This is a genomic window from Salmonella sp. SAL04196, assembly GCF_046550835.1.
Classification (GTDB): Bacteria; Pseudomonadota; Gammaproteobacteria; order Enterobacterales; family Enterobacteriaceae; genus Salmonella; species Salmonella enterica.
The window spans coordinates 253,010-273,287 of sequence record NZ_JBGDXE010000003.1 but is presented as its reverse complement, the minus strand read 5'-3'; the positions used below and the strand labels follow the sequence as shown (position 1 = coordinate 273,287).

Genomic DNA, 20,278 nt, shown 5'->3' with positions numbered 1-20,278 from the left:
ATGAAGTCCGACTTACGCCGGACTTTTTTAGTGCAGTCAGTCATTGATGATAGACCGCTACGCGTACAGATCCATTTTATACACCCGGAAACTGGTAATATCGTAGCGATAGCCTTCCCCGTTCGTTTCCGCGTTTTTGTAGTAACCTGACGTCATAGTCGCTTCAAAAAGCACGGTTTTCTCCGTAGGCGCAATCTCCTGGAAAATTAGCAGCCCCATCGCCTCGCTGCCCGCCTGCGGATCGATAATATCGCTCTCGCCAGGCTGGCAAGAGATGGCGCGGCCATTTTCATCAAACGTGCAGTCGGCAAAATGCACCACAATATTGCCATTCTGCTGGATCGCTTTCGCACTAACGCAGCTACTGTAGCCACGCGCGCCCAGCTCCTTGCCGTATTCAAATGGCCGCATAACGGTCATCTCATTCATATTCACCACGAAATGGACAATGCGGCTGTAGTTATCCGGCGGTAACAGGCTTTTGCTGTCATCACGCGAACGGTAATTACCGTTATCAAATACCATAAACTCCACTATATCCGGCGTATTATTGGCGATTTCAACTACGTTATGCTGGCCCCACGTCCAAAAGTCACGGTCGGCCGCGTCGATATCCTCCTGTTTGCTAAAGTCGTAAAGCGCCACACCTTCGCTGTCGACCGGGGTTAAAAGATAAGGCTGATAAGCGTCGTCCCAGTCTTCATGCGTTGACAAAATAAAGCGTAACGCTTGCGTTTGCAGATCGACGCCAAACACCGCGCTCTGATGACGCCCGGACGCAATTAACAACTGATTCGTCTCATTCACGTAGCTCTGGTTTATATGCAGCCAGTCTTTAACCGTCGGGTCTTCTCCCGGCGCCGTACCTGAAGGACGGGAAACCCGCGTCGTATCCAGCACCTTCGCCATATCGTAGTAAGCGGTCTCCAGCCCGGTAGTCAGATCGACAACCGATACGCCGTCTTCATTGGTTTTCAAATCGTCGGGCCGACCCGAGGTATATTCAGAGGGCGCAACAATGGTATTGCTGTCCCACGGCCAGATAGAATGGTGAAATTGATTATCGAGATTATAGAATGTGTGAAGACGCCCCATCATGTCGAACTCATACATATCCAGATAGGTATTTTTCGCTTCTGAAGTGGTGAGGAAATGGCCATTATCAATTCGAACAAAATTATAAGACGGATAATCCTGAGTAACGTACCAGCGCACCAGACCATTCTGATCTAATGCGTAATTATAGCGATCGAAATGCGTAATAAAATAAAACCCTGGCGCCATCTTGTCCGCATCGGTAGCAGGTTGCGTCACGTTGATAATCGGAAAACCTAATACGACCTCCGCGGAATCTACCGGCGGTAATGGCTGTGTGATGAGCGTATAGACGGCAAGCGGCGTATCTGCCTGAGAAAAGACAATACGGTTTTCAGTATCCGCTACCAGCCCCAGAACCGGCAACAGATTTGCGCCTGGCGTAAGGGTATAAAGATGTTCTACCGGCATCGCCGTTTTTGCCGCATCCTGGACCGTGACTATGATCTCAGCTGATTCCAGACTCCAGACCCCGGCATAAGCGCTTAAAGGCGCCGTGCCGTAAGGGTCTAACAACATCAGCGCATTTTCTACCGTATTCTCTTGCGTGACCTGCGTAAGGCAATTTTCATAAATAGCAGTATGGTTAAGCACCATTTCATTATTGATATCGATACCCTGATTAATCGCCGGACGCGGCGCAGGAAGGACAACAGACGTTGCAGTTAACGTATTCATGATAAATCTCCAGTGTATTAATCTCATCGCCCCTCATGGGGACCACGAAAATTAATACTCTGGATTTTTAAGCCGTCCGAATAAAATACCGCAACAACACCTCATCACACTTTTTATTTTAGCAATTCAGTTACGTGAAGCGTTATATTCAAATTTTAGGTAATCCAGTACGGCAACAACATTGCCAGGAGACATCCGGTTAAGATGCGGCAGGAAGGGATGGTTGTGAACATAGCGAATAAACGCCGTCGCGCTATTTAACGTCGCATGGCGTAACAAACTCACCTTTTTATTTCCTGTGAGATTGCATACCGCCATCGCATAATCCCGTGTGGAAAATGTACGCCAGACGTTGTTGCGAATTCCGCCGCTCAAAAACAACCGCGGAGGGAGATCGCGTTTGGGCGGCGTAACGCCTCTTTCACGCACAAACGAAATATGGCAGCGACCCTGACGAAGATAGCTAAAATTCGCCATCATACAGCCGCCCAGAATGAAGCATTCGTGATCGAGATAATGCTGGACATTCAGGGAGCGCTCATCCGTCAACGCCTGAACCAACTCAAAATGTCGATAAGCAGGTAATACGGGTTTTACTAACATCCCCGGATCGTTTTTATATAAAATGGCGGGGCCGTAATCCACATCAAATAATACATTACGGCGCATGGTCATCGCCTCTTTTCGCTGCACCAGATGCGCCAGCGTGCCGGACGGGAGTCGTTCTTCGTAATCAGAATGATATTGATAATCCGCTTCCACCGGTTGTGCAGAGTAATTCGTTGAGATCGCGACGACCTTACCGCTCTCTTCTTCCGCCGTCACCAACACGTATAAGCTGCTGTCGCCGCCGTTAAATTTCACGCGAAACGCCCGCGTGCTCATAGCGATGTCAAACGCGGGAAACACAAAATCGCGTTCCGCTTGATTAGCGCGACGGGACAGTTTTTGTAATTCGCGGCTAAAACCCGTGCTGTCTATCGCCAGCGCCGCGCGTATTTCAACTAGCGACGCTCCTTCGCCAATCAACGTGGCAAGGTTCTCTTGTCTGGCGTCGCTTCTGATAGCGGTATAGGAGATGAACGTTTTATTACACTGGCGGCAATACATACGCCGCTCACCTTTAGTGGAAAAACCATATTTTTTCAGCGACGTCCCGCCACAATGCGGACAGGACTTCACCAGACCTTTCCAGGATTGATTCGCCGCCTGGCGAAAAAGATTAAGCGATCTGGCTGAGATAATGGGGAACAAAAAACCGCACGCTCGACAGAGAACATTTTTCCCTTGCGGTAGATAGTCTGGACTCTCCAGAATCCCCAGATTTTTGCAGCCGGGCGTTTTGCAAGCATCGACATTAATGTGAGAAAACATATTCACTCCCTGCGAATACTACCTTCAAACAAATATTGACTTTATTTCTGCAGGTGAGATGCCTTTTTCATACAGGGTTCGCATGGCACTCATCGCCGTCGCGGTATGCGAGAAAAAAGCCTGATAACCTGCACACAGATAGTTATGATTGGTTGCGCCTGACGCAGAGGGTAAAAAACGATGTTTCGGACAGCCGCCATAGCAGGCGAACTTCCATTGACAGCGATGGCACTCCTGCGCCATTGAACGCTGTTTATCGCTGCCGAACTGGCGATTTTGTTCGCCCTGATTCATTTGACGCAGCGTCTTCTGGTGGATATTCCCCAGTTTAAATTGCGGATATACGAAGTGATCGCAGTTATAAACATCGCCGTTCATTTCCATCGCAAACGCGCTGCCGCAGGTGGGAGCAAAAACGCAAACCTGCGGCGGCAGGCCGCACCAGGCCGCCAGCGTCTGTTCAAATAGCTGGATGCCGATATCGCCGATATCCTCACGGATCCAGATATCAAATACCGCATTCAGAAACTGACCAAATTGCAGGCTATCGACCGACCACGGCGTCATCGCGATGTGTTTATCCTGCGGCTGCGCCAGCCCATTTTCCCCACAGCGTTCAACTAAAGGGATAAATTGCATATAGCGACTACCAATGCTTTTCAGGTAGCGATAGACCTGAACAGGATGGTGCATATTGGTACGGTTAACCACCGTGAGGGTATTAAATTCCACGTCGTGCTGCGCCAGACAACGCACCGCATTTTCTACTTTTTCATGCGTCGGCTTTCCGGAGCGCGTCACTCGCCATTCATCGTGTAACGCGGCATCGCCATCAATAGAGACGCCAACCAGAAAATCATGCTCCCGGAAGAAGGTCGCCCAGTCGTCGTTGATCAGGATGCCGTTAGTCTGGAAGGTATTGACGATGGTTTTGCCGCCACAATAGCGCTGCTGAAATTCAACGGCTTTACGATAAAACGGGATGCCCATTAATGTGGGTTCCCCGCCCTGCCACGCAAAAATGACCTCATCAATATCCTGTGCGGCAATCTGCTGCCTGATGAAGAGGTCGAGGGTCTCTTCCGACATTTTGTAATGGTTTTTTCGATCCGGATAGAGCTTTTCTTTCTCCAGATAAAAACAGTATTTGCAGTCAAGGTTACACACCGATCCGGTTGGTTTAACCATGACCTGACAACTTTTCCCAAACATCATTACCTTCCCTGAAATAAAAGAACCTGATCCGGCACAGAGTGACCGGATCAGGTGGGCATCGCCCTAAGTGGCATACTTAATTTTTTATAATTATTCCATTAGCCCCAGGTGACAGGCGTCGGCTTATCGCCACGGGCTTTCATCAGCGAATCGTTATCAATATCCTTTTTATACTTCAGGAACTTACCGTAAAGCTGTTTCTCAATCTGCGGCTGTTTACCAATTTGATTGAGCGTCTCGAAACGATCGGTTTTCAGGTTATAGAGATATTTAGGTTTATTCTGGCGATCGATGATCATCTTCCAGTCGCCGTCGCGGATCGCCCACTCATCCGTCGGATCGTCCTGGAACGGCATATCGATACCGAAGATCAGCGGTTTCTGGCGTTTTAAAGTCTTGTCCTTCAGGAGCGGAACTAAAGACTGACCGTCGTAGGTACGATCGGTCGGAAGTTTAAAGTCCATCATGTTGGCCAGCGTCGGCAGCCAGTCAAGACCATATACCGGCGTGTCCGTTACCATCCCCTGTGGAATGTGCTTGCCGTATTTGATGATTGCCGGTACGCGAATGCCGCCTTCCCACAGGTTGTCTTTACGCCCGCGCAGACCGTCGGTTTCCCCGGCCAGGTTCAGCTCGTATACCTTACGCGCTTCACGCGTGACAGGGCCGTTGTCGCTGGTAAAGATGACGATGGTGTTATCTTCCTCGCCCATCGCCTTAATTTTATCCAGCACTTTACCGACCTGCTCATCCATGTAGCTGATATTGGCGTAATATTCGCCGGTGCCGCGCCACGGTTTGTCTGCCCAGTCGCCGTAGAACAGATCCGGATGCTGCTTCTGGTAGTCGGTCATGTACTGCGAATACATATCAAGGTATTTTTTCGGCGACGCCAGCGGGCTATGGACTTCGGTAAAGGCGACATATAAGAAGAACGGATTATCGTCTTTCTTATTATCCAGCCAGTTCACCACTTCAGAGCTCACAAACTCGCCGCTCATCTTATCTGCGCGGCCAATATGTTGGCCATTACGAATCCACCCCGTAGGATGCACCACGCCATAGCGCGGGCGCTCCTTGGCGTTGTCCAGCGTAGCATCGGTGACAAATCCCGCCGGATTAACCAACGTATAGTCAAAGCCCATGTCTTTCGCCTGCGGCTGATCGGTGCGATCGCCGCCCGCATTCAGGTGTAATTTCCCCATCATCGCCGTATCGTAGCCCTGCTGTTTTAGCAGGTTGGCGATAGTCAGTTCATTACGCCCCAGCGCAACATCTTTGCCTTCCGGTATCCAGGAACGGATTCCGGTACGGAACGGCATACGGCCGGTTAACAGGCCCGCGCGGGAAGGAGAACACAGAGGCGCTGGCGCATAATAGTCGGTAAACTTCACCCCCTCCTGCGCCAATTTGTCTATGTTAGGTGTTTTAACGATGCGGTGCCCGTAGGTGGCGAGATCGCCATACCCTAAATCATCCGCCAGAATAATGACTAAGTTAGGACGCTTTGCGGTTGCCGCTTGCGCGGTTGATAATACGCTTCCAGCGCATAGCGCCAACCCTATCATACTGGCAACGACTGTTCTTTTCATTTCAACTCCTTTGAGTTATCGCACGGTCTGATTACGATATATTTGCCGATAGACCCGGCTGCGGGATACAGCCTGAATTAATTGCACTATATATATTCGATTTGTCTTATATTTCTTCCATTAACATCATTTTATCGTAGAAAATTATTCACACTCATTATAATATTAATACCATAAATATATTTCGTGCTAAAGAAAACACGCCTGAAGCAGTCTATAAAAAAAGAAATCGCGAACGAGTGATGCAGATCTCAAATATGGCCCATATGTCAGAACCGCTATTGTGATGTCAATATATGTTGCTGTTTCAACGGTAACACCCTCATTTACTGGCAGTAAGTTGTCTTTACGAGAGATTATTCCCATTCGAAGTTTCATTAATTTCATGCTATCCGGTGTGACTTTTACAACAGAGACATAAACTATAAATCAAATAGTTATTGCGTAATAAACAACATTATCTGACACGAATATTTGACGATTATATGTCGCTGATATTTTTGAGACATCTATCACCTACGTATAAAAAGACACTCCTTAGAATTCGCTTCTTTACACAACATTTCACTGTGTTTTTACCTCATGGAGTTGAGCATGAAAAATAAGAAATATATTAATAGTCTACTCGCCGCATGTGTTCTTTTCTCTTGCTTTAATGGCCAGGCAGCGGAATTGAAACGCGTATACGGTAAACTTAGCTTCGGATATGGCGACTGGAATAAAGGCTTTGTCAATGTCGATCGCGGCGAAGTGTGGAAAGCGGTAGCCGATTTCGGCGCCGTGTTTGACAGGGGCGAATTTGCATCATTTTATGAAATGAACGTGCTCAACCATCCGGTAGAAGGCCGTAACCATGTTACCCAATTTCTGGGACATTATAGGGTGGTAGAAGGCTCTAACTTTACCGCAATGATGAAACTCTATATGTCGATGGAGAATAAATTCGGTGATGAATTAAACATGATGTACGGGGTAGGTTATCTGGGTTTAACCAGCCCATCAGGCTTTATTAAGCCCTATTTCGCTGTTCATAACTTATCGAACGATTATACCTCTAAAAAGTATGGACAGGCGACAGGCTTTAACGGTTATGTTCTCGGTTGGGTCGCGGCTTATAACTTCGATATGTTTAATGAAAAGTTCGTCATTTCAAACTGGAACGAAGTTGAAATGGATCGTAATGACGCCTACGCCGAACAACAGGGTGGGACGACCGGCCTGAACGGCGCGGTAACGTTTACATGGAAATTTATGCCGCGATGGACCGCCTCCGTCTCTTACCGTTACTTCAATAATAAATTGGGGTATGACGGCTACGGCGACCGTATGAATTACCTGATCGGCTTCGAGTTTTAATAATTAATAAACTTGATGAATATTACTTAATTTCCCCGGTTTGTAGTCGTGAATGATACGACTACAGACATTGTTTTTCTTTAATGTAGCGTAAATGGATGGTTTATATGAACAAAAAGTTTTCGATATCCCTACTGTCGCTGTGCATTGGTTTGTCTTCAGCCATTTCCTTTTCAGCCGATGCGCGTGACATCACAATTTATTATACAAACGATTTACATGCCCATGTGACCCCGGAAATTATCCCCTATGTATCCAAGACACGTCCGGTAGGAGGCTTTGCTCCCATCTCGAAAATTGTCAAAGATGCAAAAGCGAAAGAGAAAGATGTCTTTTTCTTTGATGCTGGCGACTATTTCACCGGACCTTTTATCAGTACGCTGACCAAAGGCGAGGCTATTATTGATATTTTAAATACCATGCCTTACGACGCCGTCTCTGTCGGTAACCATGAATTTGACCATGGCCATGAGAATCTGGTTAAACAACTCAGCAAATTGCAATTCCCGGTATTGTTGGATAATGTTTTTTACAGCGGCACAGATACGCCATTAATTAAAGAACCGTATACCATCGTGGAAAAAGATGGATTCAAGATCGGCGTCATCGGTATGCACGGCGTTTCCGCATTCTATGAAGCGATTGCCGCAGGCGTGCGTGAAGGCGTTGACTGCCGCGATCCGATTCCTTATGTGAAAAAACAGCTGGAAGAGTTAAAAGGGAAAGTTGACCTGACCGTGCTGCTGGCCCACGAAGGCGTGCCGGGTATGCAGTCCAGCGCGGGCGAGGCTGATGTCGCACGCGCGCTGAAAACCGACGTTGATATGGCGAAATCGCTGGAAGGCTATGGACTTAACGTCCTGATTACCGGCCATGCGCATAAAGGTACGCCAGAACCGATTAAAGTGGGCGATACCCTTGTCGTTTCCACGGATGCGTACACCATCGAATTAGGTAAACTGGTGCTTGACTGGAACCCGGAAACCAAAAAAGTGGACAGCTACAATGGTAAGTTGATCACCATGTATGCGGATACTTATAAGCCAGATCCGGTCACGCAGGCCAAAATTGACGAATGGGATAACAAGGTTAAGAAAATTACCGATGAGGTGGTCGCGCACTCTCCGGAAGTGCTAACCCGTTCTTACGGTGAATCCGCGCCAACCGGCAACTTAATCACCGATGCCCTGATGGCTACCGTTCCTGGCGCCGACGCATCCTTCTATAATGCTGGCGGCATCCGTACCGAATTGCCTAAAGGTAATATCACCTATGGTGATGTGCTGAGTATGTATCCGTTCACCAACGATGTCATGAGCATGGAAATCAGCGGTAAGGACCTGAAATCCATCATGTCACACGCTGCCGATCTGAAAAACGGTATGCTGCACGTATCGAAAACCGTCCAGTTTAAATATGACAGCACCAAACCGCTGGGCCAGCGTATTGTTGAATTTGATATCAAAGGCAAACCGGTAGAAGACAATAAACTCTATACCGTCGCGCTGGATTCCTTTATCGGTAAAGGTGGTGGCGGATTTACCTTCACTAAAGGTAAAAATATCAAATATATAGGGATACAAACCGCACCAGCGTTGGTTAACTATATGAAGCAGGTTAACAATATTCAACCTGACCACACCATGCGCGTGGATGATATTAGCAAATAAGCCATAATGTTATGCGGTCGATAACCGGCCGCATAACATACTTAGTTATGCAAACAGCGGCATTTTGTATACCCGAAATGCAGAAATATCATAACGATAATTCGTGCCATTCGTCTCTTCGTTCTTGAAATAGCCCGACGTCACCATCGCTTCGAATAAAACCTCTTTCGTCTCTTTATTGATTTCTTGTAATACCAGTCGGCCTAACGCCTGTTGCCCTTCATCCGGATCGACAAGATCGCTGGAACCTGGTTGCGCGGTAATGGTATGTTCAAACTCATCAACCGTCGTCGCGCCGAAGTGAATAACCAGGTGACCATTAGTCAATAAATGCTTAGCGCTCACAAAACTGCTATAGCCCCGGTTCCCGACTTCCGTTTTACCATATTCATACGGACGCGTTACGGTCATCGTGTTTAGGTTTATTTTAAACTGCACCACCCGGCTGAAGTTATCGAGAGGCAACAGACTTTTCGCATCTTCGCGTGAACGATAGTTACCATTATCAAAGACCATAAACTCCAGGATACCAGGCTCATCATTTGGAATTTCAACAATGTTATGCTGCCCCCAGGTCCAGAAATTCTTATCTGCCGCATCAATCCCTCCCGGCGAGGTAAGATCATACAGCGGGACGCCATCATCATCGACAGGGGTTAATAAGTATTGCCTGAATTCGTCAGACCAATCCTCATGGTTCGCCATAATAAAGCGCAGTTCGCCGGAATCCACATTTACGCCAAAAATCGCGCTCTGATGTCGACCGGAACAGATCAGCAAATTGTTGGGTTCATTAATATAGCTTTGGTTGATATGCAGCCAGTCATCCATTGATACGTCCTGACCTGGCGCGCTTCCGGAAGGACGCGGCGATCTGGAATAATCCATCACATACAGCATATCGTAATAGGCGACTTCAAGTCCGGTAGATAAGTTAATAATAGAAACGCCATCTTTCCCGGTTGAGTAACCATCTGGCCGTCCATTGCTATATTCTGAAGGCGCAATCGCCAGATTGTTCTCAATGGGAAGAATGGAGTGATGGAACTCATTGTCGAGAAGATAAACCGTATAAACCCGTCCCATAATGTCAAATTCATACATATTCAGACAATGGTTTATTCCCTGTGACGTCGCCAGGAAATGGCCGTTATCCATTCTGACAAAATTATAAGAAGGGATTTCCTGACTTACATACCACCGGACAATCCCGTTATGATCAAAAGCCAGATTATACCGATCAAAATAAGTGGAGAAATAAAGCCCTTCCTCCATCAGCGAGGCCTGCTGCGCAGGACAGGAGACGCTAATAATAGGGAAACCGAGGCTCACGTTAGCCGAATCCGTGGGCGGTAATGCGTCTGTCATTACTGTATATTGCCCGACAATTTGCGAGGCAAGGCGTAGGGTAATCTGATTATTCACCGCGGATACCATCCCACACACAGGAATAAGGTTAGCGCCCGGATGTACATCATATTGATAACGCACTGCCTCTGTCGTCGCTTCGCTATCAACAACATTGATCTCAAGCGCGGCAGCTTCATCAATCCAAATCCCCAGATAGAGACTCAACGGGGCGGTCCCGTAGGGATTTACGGTGACAATGGCCTTGTCACAGGTATTAGATTGCGTGATCTCCGCTAATCGTTGTTCATATATGGCGTTATGGTTTAACACCAATGCGTTATTGGTATCGATTTTCTGGTTAATCGGCTCACGCGGTGCGGGCAAGTTAACCATTGACGAACTTTTCTTATTCATACGTTTCTCCTTATTAATTCAGATATAGACAACGAGCGGCCACAACATGCCAGCCCGTTGCTTAGCAAATAACCCTACGTCAACAAGAGAAATCGGTTTAATAATTTAAAATAAAACATCCATAAAATAACACCCAGACTAACACTATTCTTTATCATCCGGAGATTTTATTTCCCTGGCGCTACTATAAAAGCATAACAATTATGTAGCATTAATGCTTTGCGACCAATAGCCTATACCTTTTTAATGGTTGGCATAGGCCTTACGCCGTAATTCAAATTATTTTATACCAACAATAAATCAATCAAAGCACATCAATCTACTGATAAAAATTAACACTACTATCATTTTATTTTTAGAGTAACTAAAAATAAAACTTTAGCTTTTCTAAAAAACCATCATTTTTGTGACATGATACGATTTTCTCTGGAAAAAAGGCGCTATTACAGTCACGCCAGTTGATCCCTAAATTTAATATGCATATTATTATCGCCACCCCCATTAAACCCATAAAATAACATCATGACTATTTATTTAATTAACAGCACGCACACTTACAATGATAAGACCAATGAGCTAAAAAACATAAAAACGGGAAAGATGATAAAAATTGCCGCAATGCGTATAAAGTGTCTGGAATATATGCTGAATCACGCACAACAAGAGATTATTTATAAAAAACAGCTCACTAATGAACTTTGGGGGGAAAGAAGTCAATTTATCAGCGACGCCAATCTGACCCAGATTTTATATCTACTGCGGCGCGACCTTAAAGGCTTTGGCCTGAGCCAGTTTTTTTCCACGGTGCCCCGAACTGGTATTAAAGTTGATGCTAACATTATTATCAGCAATGAAAATAAAAACCATCCCTCTTCTTTAAAAAAAGAAGGGTATAAATATATGGCATTACTTTTCGCTTTACTGACCATGGTCATAACGGTTATTTATTTAATACAATAATTTGATATTAAACCGACAAATCGCATAAGGATGTGCTTCCTTCAACCAAAGCGTCAGGCTGCTTTTCCTGGCTAAAAAGAAAGGTCGACTGAAATGTTGATATCAGTTTTTTGGCATTTTTATAATGGATGCTGTTTGTAGCCAGATAAGCATAAACGGGTAACGTACGAAAAATTATTTCATCAGGCATACGTAGTATTTTTATATTATAACGCCGTACATCTCTAAAATAAGTAGCAATCTTTCCTGGCAAAATCGCAACCATATCGCTTTTCTCAACAACACCGATAACTCCAAATAGTGAATCACTATAATAACCTATTTCCCTGCGCCCCGCATAAGGCGTACTGCTCTTGAATAAATCAATGCTATCAGCGGTGAAAGAAGAGAACATATCTGAATGATAGACAGCATGTCTGGCAGCATAAAAATTATATAAAGAAATTTTTTCAAGCCCAACCAATGGACTTTTTTCACCACAAACACAAACAAAATCAGATAAATTATCAATAAGATAACTTTCGATCATCTCACTCTTAATATCCAGAATTCCCATGATGACATCCGCATAACTATGCGTCAGCATGGAGGCTGGCGAGTATTCCCCTGTTTTTTTAATCGCATAGTGTTTAATAATATATCGATTCACCAACATCATATCCAGCAACGCCGGAAAATAGTAATTTTCAGTGATATCACTCCCCAGAACAATGAGTTCATTACTCTCCTGAGCATCTGTTTTATCGCAAAGTGTGTTTTCTATAGATTCAATTGCCTGGCGAAATACCTGGTGGAGCGATTTACCTTTGCTGGACGGGACTAATCCTTTGCGGGTTCTGATAAATAACTCTTCGCCATAAAGATTTTGTAAGCGAAGAAGAGCCTGAGAGATCGCCGCAGGCGTGACATCCAGTTTCCTCGCCGCCCTGGTTGCATTTCCTTCAGTAATAACCGTATCGAATACTTTGATCAGATTGTAGTCAATTTTTTTAGCATTTTTTATTGGCCGCATATAGGTTATCCTGGCTGGTATAATCTGGCACCATCATTTAAAGCGCAGATTAACCTTGCACCACACTTATTTCAATAAGTAAATCATTTCCTCTACCTGTTTGTTATTAAATTATAGTTTTATTGATATCATTTCAGCCTGTATGAAATAAAAACACATGATACTATTTTATAAAAAACATCAAAAACATCTGGCACACTTTATAAAAAAGTAAAAAAGCATAATGTTATCCTGTTTAATCACAAATGATTCTCTTATTTCTTTGAGATTCTCTACGCTTATCCGTGCTGATGCAAGAAGTACTTTACCGCCAGTGAACACACTGACAGTGTGAAACTTACCTTATGAATATCAAAATGGAGTGAATTCATGAGACAATACTCTATTAATAACGAATTTATTTATAATGAGTCGTTAAGAGAAATAATATCATTACATGATAAAAAAGTGCTAAAGATGACTTTAATGCGTGCGCGCTGCTTAAGCTATCTTATTGAAAACGCCTACAGGAAGTTGATTACGCGAGAAATGATTTCACACGCAGTTTGGGGAGAGCGAAGTCAATTTGTTAGCGATGCTAATTTGACGCAACTTCTTTATCTGCTGCGACGAGATTTACAACAAATCGGGCTTTTCGAACTGTTCGTTACGCTCCCCAGGCAGGGAATAAAAATCGATGAAAGATTTATCATTGACGCTGCTGACATACCGCCACAAGCTATTCAACATCATACTCACCGATGTAATAAAATTATATCTATTGGTATTCCCACTCTTTTTTTATTGATCGTACTTTTCTTTTTAGCGCCGTTTATCTGAAGATAAAGTCTGTAGACCGTGTCCCGGGAAGGTGAGAACATTTTTCATAATATCCTCACACGACACTGACGGGACACCATCTGCGGTCTGCTACGCGGTTCAGTCATAGACAATGCGTAGCACTGTTAATTGCTTATCTTCATCCAAATAATCTCGTTTTACCGTTGCATGAGGAGACGATATCGGCGTGATAATATTCTCGACAATAATATAACGTTCAACTCCCTGTTTATTATGGCATTGAATTTCTAAGGTTCCCACGTCATTCCAGCAACCTGCCTCAACAACCGATCCCATAAAATGAATCTGAGCGGTCGGTTTCGCTGTCCCTTCATGAACGATAAAGGAAAGTAAAATCACCGGTATGACGCAACGCATAGACTTCATTTTACTTTCACTCCTGTGCGTTCTCCTCTGAGCGAATATCACCCCTTCGCTTTCTGAATTGCCATTTGCAACATATCCTGAGTCGTGCTTCCCGGGATCACGGTCACCCGTTTTACATCACCGTTTTGCGTCTGAGGCATGACGACAAAAGCAGGCGTGCCGCTAAAATCCATATGCTGCGCCAGTGCCTGGTTAGTGAGGAGCGCATCATGTACTGCACCGCTGCTTTGCGCTTCTTTTACGGCGGCCAACTGCGTCGGCGTTAGATAATGTTGCGCCAGGGTATAGACATCGTGTTCCGTTAACGCGCCTTCCACCTTCCCTGTGGCATAAAGCGCATTATGCCAGTCGAGATATTTCGCCCCGCCCTGGGTAAGCCATACCTGTTCGCCGACTCTGGCCGCCAGTCCGGATACCGGCCAGCGGGAGGAAAAAATAGGAAACTCTTTAAAAATAAACCGGGTATCCGGGTTCGCCTTAATCAGGTTTTCGACCACAGGCGCCATTTTGCTACACCACGAGCACTGGTAATCAAAGAACATCACCACCGCCGCTTTTGCCTCGTTGGGCCCAACGGAAGGACTGCTGCTACTGAGCAACTCAGCACGATACTGTAATGCCAGTTGAACATATGCCTGTTGTTGCGCAATCTGCTGACGCTGATGCAATGTCTCGCTGGCGGCGACCAAAAATTCCGGATGTTCGGCCAAATACGTTGCCACCACCTCTCCCACTTTATCCGGATGACTGACGATGTAGGCTTCCGCCGTCGGACCAATTTGCGACGTCGGGGCAGAATCGGCGGCGATTGCCGAGGCGGATACGGCAACGCCTGCCAACGTCAACATCGCCAGTCGGGAAAGTTTTAACGCGTGATAATACATAATAAAAGTCTCGTTCGATAAGATCGGAAAGCCTCCCGCTATCGGGAGACGCCTGAAAAATAGGTTAATGAATACGCGTCAGATCCACGGTTTGCGCTGGCATTACCCGCCCATAGTCATTAATACTTTGCCAGCGCACAGTGCAGCGAACCGTGTGCCGGCACCAGTCCGTTTGACGCGTTGCAAAGGGAGCCACGACCCCGGCGTTGTCCTGGGCGCGCTTGTTAGCGCGTAATAAAAAGAGCGTAACGTAATAGGGTGTCGGATTGCGTACCGTCGCGCCATCAGGGGTAAGCGACCAGCTCAGATGCCGGTAGGCCTGCTGCGGATTGCCGGCGAGTCCCTCAGGGCGATAGAGCAATTTTAAAGCCGAACGAAACGCCATTTGTACACGGTTCGCTTCCGGTTTACCGGAGGGAATAGCGGCGATACTCAAGGTAAACAGACTTTCCCTGTCGGCGGGTAGCGGTTCGCCGGTATAAACCACCCGCAGCGTGTTTTCCTGGCGCGCTGAAAGCATAAATAATGGCGGCGTGACCACGAAGGGCGTGATATTCCCTTCGTTTTTGGTTCCGGGCCAGCGGCCGCCAGGTAAAATATGCGTATCAATTAACCAGGACGCTTCTGAATGGTTACTTACCGGTACGCTTAATGCCGGGGCGTCCGCATGATAGATAAAGCGAGTACCGCCAATCACCACGCCAGCCTGCGCCCATGATATGGGAAGCAAGCACCAATATATTGCGCAGCGTAAAAAGAACTTATTCATAGGCAAGAATGAAGGTTGCGGAGGCATTGGCATCCCCGGGCGTTACCGTGCCGCCATCGGCAAGATAACGCGCGTAAAATTGCAGATGCGCCGACGCCTGGCCCGGACTGAGCGTCACTACATCACTCTCCTGCCCCAGTGGGATTAAGGTTTTATTTTGATCATAAAGCGCAATCCCAATGCCTGAAGCGTCGCTTTCCCCTGCGGTAAGCGCCAATAAATCCGTATTACGGCTGTCCCCCGCACCGCTAAAACTGACCGTTACGCCGCTGGCAGTGCTGCCGCAGTTTTGTAAATCGATAGCAAAAGGTTGCCATGCGGAACCGTCGCCTGCGCGATAAAACTGCCGTTGAGAAACCGCGCCCATCGCCACGTTAATATTTTCCGAGTCTGGAGAGAGCGAACACGTATTGTCCGTGATGGTTCCGGAGACATAGACCCGGCCATCATGCGCCTGGACGCCGGATGCCGCCAGCAGCATCCCGATGCCGTACAGGATATCGTTACGCATAATTACGATGGCTCCTCATTCATACTGCATATCGAAATACATGACCGCCGTCGCGTTCCCGGACGTGACCGTAGGCCGGGTCGATTTATAGCGAATATAAAAAGACAGCGTGTTGCGTCCGGCTTTCAACGGATAGACCACTGAGTCGGCATTATTGATACTGATGGTATCCTGATCATCATTCAGAATTTCCACCCCAACCCCGCTTGCTAACATGTTTCCGCTTCCCATCCCGGTATCGGTTATCGCCAGTAGCGCGGGATTGTCCGGATCGGGTTCGCCGGTAAACCAGATCTTCGCCCCGGCAATTCCTCGGGAACAATTTTTGAGGTTGATATTAAAGGGCTTAAATTTTGTCGTTGTTCCCGTCGAAGGAAAATCGCCGACCGCAAACTGCCCTAAATCAATACTTTGACTGAGACTGGAAATATCTATGTCGCAGGTTTGCGCCACAATAGTGCCGGTAAATTCGAGGTTGTAAGCGAGGTCGTCAGCGCTGGCATTGATTTGTGGACACAGCATCAGTCCCATGGCAAAAAGAGCGCAGTGTGATCTGTTCATTTAGTCAAAGTCCACTCGCAGGCTGGCCAGCGCGGTAAACGCCCCTTCCGCTGGCGTTTCGCCTGTTGTACTCACCGGGTAGGCTTGCAATGTGATGTTAGCGCGTCCGGCGCTATCGGTGATAAAAGGAGCGACGCTCTGTGCATCATTGGGGATAAGCGCGTTTCCTTCATCGGTTTCGACCACTACGCCGACATCCGCATTATCCGAAGCGATAGCCTGGGGAACGTGGCTATCCGGCGTAGCGATAAGACGCATCGTTAAATTGACCTGCGAATCCAGACCGCTGCACTTTACCGGTACGCTGAATTTTTTCGCTCGTACCCCCTCCGGCTTTTGGCCTGCATGGTTGAAATTGCCACTGTACAATGCGCCGAAATTCACCAGAATCGTTTGTCCGGCGTTGATTTCGCAGCTTTGCGGTACGGTCACCGTTCCACTATAAAGAATGCTGTACACGACATCTGTCAGCGGATCGCCTGCGGCGGTCATGACATAAACATTGAACATAGTCTTAGGACTAATATTCACCGTGCCGACGAACGGTTTAACAATTTTGAGCTGAAACTCCAGATTTGAGTCACGAACGTAAAACGGTTGACCCGCTTTCACATTTTCATCATATCCCATCAGGACATTGTTCATTGGCGGATAGATATCGCCCGCCGAAGAATCCTCAATTCGCATTCCGCCTTCAAGATAGTCCGGGTCCAGCTTTAAATATTTCCAGTTACCGCTCGTTTCTACGATCGGATATGGCGACACATAGGAGCGATAAGTCTGGCTATTGGTCGCCGCGCCGGCGGGACACACCGCCTGTACATTAACTTCCTGGCTTTTTTCCAGTTGAACCGTCTTTCCCACCTGGTTTTGTTCTGCCGTCAGAGTGGTCGTTAAATCGTAATTAATACTGGAAGGTACACCGTTAACGTTTTTACACACGTCTGCGAATGCGTACTGCGATACGACACTTCCCACCAGCAGAGCAAATAAAAGAGGTATTTTCATTTAATGACACTCCGCATGTTGTCGGCTCAGAATCTGACGGGAGGAAGAGAGATGATAGGACGCGACGCACTGTTGATCCGGCAGGTTCCCCCAGCGAACGTGCAGAACGCCTTGCGCTGACAACCCGGAAAGATAGACCTCCCCGGCCTCGTCAACAATCGCCTCCGCATGACGCTCATTCACCGTCACCGTTGCGCCAAAGGGGACAGGCTTACCGTTATGATTCAGCGTTACCAGGGCACGCGCGCCGACTCGCGCTTTAAAGCGGGCCAGAACCAGCGCGCCCTCGGTCGGCACAACGCGAGTCACCGCGTCATCAATATCGACATCATCAGCCATCGCGTTAACGTCCAGCGCCATACGGTTTTGGCGATATGTCGTCGCATACGGCACCACCGCATAGCCACGCGCGTCCGTATGAATACCCGGCTGGTCGACAACGCCGACGTTGGCTGCGCCCGGCGCGGCAATCAAAATATTGGTATTGCCCAGCGGCTGGCTTAGCGTCACCCCATGCGCGTGCGCCACCAGGCCGCCGCTCAGGCCATAATTCACCTGCTGGTAATCGCCGTTATCGCTAACGTTATAGCCAATGTTGGCGTTGCCTTTCGCCCCATCGTATTCCAGGCTGGCGGAGCCGCTTTCGCCAATACCGTGATTCTGATAACCTTGTTGTATGTTGTAACTAAGATTGTTTTCGTCCAGCAGTGTGCCGCTAAGGCCCGCATTCTGCGTAACGTTATGCTGTTTATCCGTACTGGTGCTAAAGGTAGCGTAAACATTGTGATGGCGCGTGACCTCATCGTCGTGTTGTAGCCATTGACTTAGCGGCACCGAGATATTCAGCGCGAAAATTTGATCGCGCTCCGCATCGCCTGCGGATTTGTTATTGTTATAAGAAACACTCCATGCAATACCCGCCAGCGTATCGCTGTATCCCACCTGCAACAAAGAATCCTTTTCATCAGTGTGCCAGTAACTTTGCTGACTGCCGGTAATAAAAAGCGATCCCAACCCGCCTAGCTGTTGATTGATATCGAGTTGTACTTTCCCCCTCCTGGTATAATAAAGATTGTAATAATCCGCCCATTCCGGCCTGCTTTTATCGCTGTCAGTCCGACTGTCATCGTCATAGCCGCTCATCCGTTTCCACGTGGTATCATCCAGCGTATAAAAGCCCGAGGTTGAATAGCGATAGCCCATAAGCTGTAAATTGGTTCCTGACTGTGCAAGCGATTTGGCATACAGGAAACGCAGCGATTGCCCCTGGTAGGTGTTATTATCCGCCAGCGTACTGGTAGCCTGGGTGACATCCAGCGACACCGCGCCCCAGTCGCCCAGATTTGCGCCGCTGCCGATCGCCAGCGCGTGATAATGACTGGAAAGTTGTGTTCCGCCATACAGCGTAAAACCATGCGGTAACCCCCATATCAAGGTCGCCTGACTGAATTTCACCTTCTCTTTTTGACTACTATCGCTGCGATACTCCGCCACCGTCGCCGCATACTTCAGCCGCCCTTCTCGTTGTAGAATCGGCACGGCGGAATAGGGCACGTTATAGCGATTAATAGAACCGTCAGACTCTTTGACTTCCACAGTCAAATCGCCGCTGGCGGCGGTGGGATAGAGATCATTAATAGTAAATGCCCCGGGCGGCACATAGCGCTGATTGATGATGTAGCCGTTTTGCCGAATGGTCACTTGCGCGTTGCTTCTGGCAATGCCGTGAATGGTCGGCGCGAAGCCTTTCATGCTGTCTGGCAACATATTGTCGTCAGACGCCAGTTGTAGACCGCGAAAAGGAAGGCTGTCGAATAATGCGGAGGGGGTATAACTATCGCCTGCCGTCAGTTCTCCCTGCAAAAAGACCACATCACGTTCCAGATAAGTACTGATGTGCTGCCAGTCGCTGTCGCTATTCTGATCGCCGCTATTCGCGTTCCATGTGGAGTAGTCGCGTAACCGCCAGGCCCCCAGATTAAGGCCGCTATTCAATCCAAGAAAATAGCTGTTCTCCGCACTGCCGCCTGGGCTCCGATCCTGACTATTCGCGCCGGTAAAGGTGTAATTCAATAGCAACGCGTTAATACCTTCATCCCAGTATTGCGGTGGGATATAGCCTCTGGCGCTGGCAACCATCGCCGCCTGCGGGATGCTAATGTCGAGACGTTGCTGCGCAAAATCAAAGCGGGGCCGGGCGGCCGGTATCGCACTGGCGAGATCCGGGCAACTTCCCGCCGCCGCCTTCGCCAACAGTGGAAACGCCCCGGTGTTTACCCCCATATTTTTAAGCATTTCAGGCGTCAGGCAGGCGCGTAATCCGCTGTCATCGGTGGGCGCGCTTTTTCCCGTCGTTTTCACCGCCTGGAAGGCTATGTCTCTGGTCGCGAGAAACGTATTGTTCAGGTAAACGTCAACGCGATACATTCCCGCCGCCTGGGCATTACGGGAAAAGGTCGATAAGTCGGCCACCGCAGACGGGTCGTCAGACAGAAATGCCGGGTTGAAATAGTTTTCCGCCCACCCCGGCGCAGGCGCCAGTGCGATAGCCAACGCCAGCGGGGTTAATACGGGTTTAGCTACGCTGGAGTAATATCGCGTCATGAAAAGCTGATTACGCATA

General features: G+C 47.7%; 17 protein-coding genes. 4 read left to right on the top strand and 13 right to left on the bottom strand.

Annotated features, from left to right (window positions below):
* Window positions 1-57: 57 nt before the first annotated feature.
* The 4 genes from ACLJPE_RS14090 to ACLJPE_RS14075 form a co-directional block, all read right to left on the bottom strand.
* Window positions 58-1,773, bottom strand: a complete 1,716-nt coding sequence (locus ACLJPE_RS14090) for an aryl-sulfate sulfotransferase (RefSeq protein ID WP_023233078.1) — start codon at window positions 1,771-1,773, stop codon at window positions 58-60.
* 126 nt (window positions 1,774-1,899) lie between these two features.
* Window positions 1,900-3,153 (bottom strand): hypothetical protein, encoded by a 1,254-nt coding sequence (locus ACLJPE_RS14085; RefSeq protein WP_001601530.1) that lies wholly within the window; start codon window positions 3,151-3,153, stop codon window positions 1,900-1,902.
* Between the two features lie 18 nt (window positions 3,154-3,171).
* A complete protein-coding gene (locus ACLJPE_RS14080; protein WP_001601528.1) occupies window positions 3,172-4,362 on the bottom strand; it encodes an anaerobic sulfatase maturase in 1,191 nt (396 codons plus the stop codon).
* A 98-nt stretch (window positions 4,363-4,460) separates the two neighbouring features.
* Window positions 4,461-5,954: a sulfatase gene (locus tag ACLJPE_RS14075; protein WP_000831886.1), complete on the bottom strand. Its 1,494-nt coding sequence runs from the start codon at window positions 5,952-5,954 to the stop codon at window positions 4,461-4,463.
* Window positions 5,955-6,548: 594 nt separating this feature from the next.
* Here ACLJPE_RS14075 and ACLJPE_RS14070 point away from each other — a divergent pair.
* Complete coding sequence (locus tag ACLJPE_RS14070; protein WP_000791534.1) at window positions 6,549-7,310, top strand: outer membrane protein OmpK; 762 nt, start codon at window positions 6,549-6,551, stop codon at window positions 7,308-7,310.
* A gap of 98 nt (window positions 7,311-7,408) precedes the next feature.
* A complete protein-coding gene (locus tag ACLJPE_RS14065) occupies window positions 7,409-8,980 on the top strand; it encodes a bifunctional metallophosphatase/5'-nucleotidase (RefSeq protein WP_000262866.1) in 1,572 nt (523 codons plus the stop codon).
* 45 nt (window positions 8,981-9,025) lie between these two features.
* Here the strand turns inward: ACLJPE_RS14065 and ACLJPE_RS14060 are convergent, their stop codons facing one another.
* Window positions 9,026-10,744 (bottom strand): aryl-sulfate sulfotransferase, encoded by a 1,719-nt coding sequence (locus ACLJPE_RS14060; RefSeq protein WP_001036504.1) that lies wholly within the window; start codon window positions 10,742-10,744, stop codon window positions 9,026-9,028.
* A gap of 522 nt (window positions 10,745-11,266) precedes the next feature.
* Here ACLJPE_RS14060 and ACLJPE_RS14055 point away from each other — a divergent pair.
* Window positions 11,267-11,704 (top strand): transcriptional regulator, encoded by a 438-nt coding sequence (locus ACLJPE_RS14055; protein WP_000158343.1) that lies wholly within the window; start codon window positions 11,267-11,269, stop codon window positions 11,702-11,704.
* A 7-nt stretch (window positions 11,705-11,711) separates the two neighbouring features.
* On the opposite strand, the gene ACLJPE_RS14050 is transcribed toward ACLJPE_RS14055, so the two are convergent.
* A complete protein-coding gene (locus ACLJPE_RS14050) occupies window positions 11,712-12,716 on the bottom strand; it encodes a LysR family transcriptional regulator (protein WP_039514715.1) in 1,005 nt (334 codons plus the stop codon).
* Window positions 12,717-13,085: 369 nt separating this feature from the next.
* On the opposite strand from ACLJPE_RS14050, the gene ACLJPE_RS14045 reads away from it, so the two are divergent.
* Window positions 13,086-13,535: a transcriptional regulator gene (locus ACLJPE_RS14045; protein ID WP_001601508.1), complete on the top strand. Its 450-nt coding sequence runs from the start codon at window positions 13,086-13,088 to the stop codon at window positions 13,533-13,535.
* Window positions 13,536-13,634: 99 nt separating this feature from the next.
* On the opposite strand, the gene ACLJPE_RS14040 is transcribed toward ACLJPE_RS14045, so the two are convergent.
* The 7 genes from ACLJPE_RS14040 to bcfC form a co-directional block, all read right to left on the bottom strand.
* Window positions 13,635-13,922 carry a hypothetical protein gene (locus ACLJPE_RS14040; protein WP_000839834.1) on the bottom strand — a complete coding sequence of 96 codons (288 nt, stop codon included), beginning with the start codon at window positions 13,920-13,922 and terminating at the stop codon, window positions 13,635-13,637.
* A 38-nt stretch (window positions 13,923-13,960) separates the two neighbouring features.
* Window positions 13,961-14,806, bottom strand: a complete 846-nt coding sequence (locus ACLJPE_RS14035; RefSeq protein ID WP_000291393.1) for a DsbA family protein — start codon at window positions 14,804-14,806, stop codon at window positions 13,961-13,963.
* 64 nt (window positions 14,807-14,870) lie between these two features.
* The gene (gene bcfG / locus ACLJPE_RS14030) at window positions 14,871-15,602 is read right to left on the bottom strand and encodes a fimbrial chaperone BcfG (protein ID WP_001135025.1); all 732 of its coding nucleotides are present in this window, start codon (window positions 15,600-15,602) and stop codon (window positions 14,871-14,873) included.
* Window positions 15,568-16,086 (bottom strand): fimbrial protein BcfF, encoded by a 519-nt coding sequence (locus tag ACLJPE_RS14025; RefSeq protein WP_001243228.1) that lies wholly within the window; start codon window positions 16,084-16,086, stop codon window positions 15,568-15,570. Before ACLJPE_RS14025 ends, bcfG begins: the two co-directional genes overlap by 35 nt.
* Window positions 16,087-16,101: 15 nt before the next feature.
* On the bottom strand, window positions 16,102-16,647 hold the full coding sequence (locus ACLJPE_RS14020) for a fimbrial protein BcfE (RefSeq protein ID WP_001082038.1): 546 nt from the start codon (window positions 16,645-16,647) through the stop codon (window positions 16,102-16,104).
* Complete coding sequence (locus ACLJPE_RS14015; RefSeq protein WP_000701256.1) at window positions 16,648-17,655, bottom strand: fimbrial protein BcfD; 1,008 nt, start codon at window positions 17,653-17,655, stop codon at window positions 16,648-16,650.
* A complete protein-coding gene (gene bcfC, locus ACLJPE_RS14010; RefSeq protein WP_039514743.1) occupies window positions 17,656-20,277 on the bottom strand; it encodes a fimbrial usher BcfC in 2,622 nt (873 codons plus the stop codon).
* Window position 20,278: the final 1 nt, after the last annotated feature.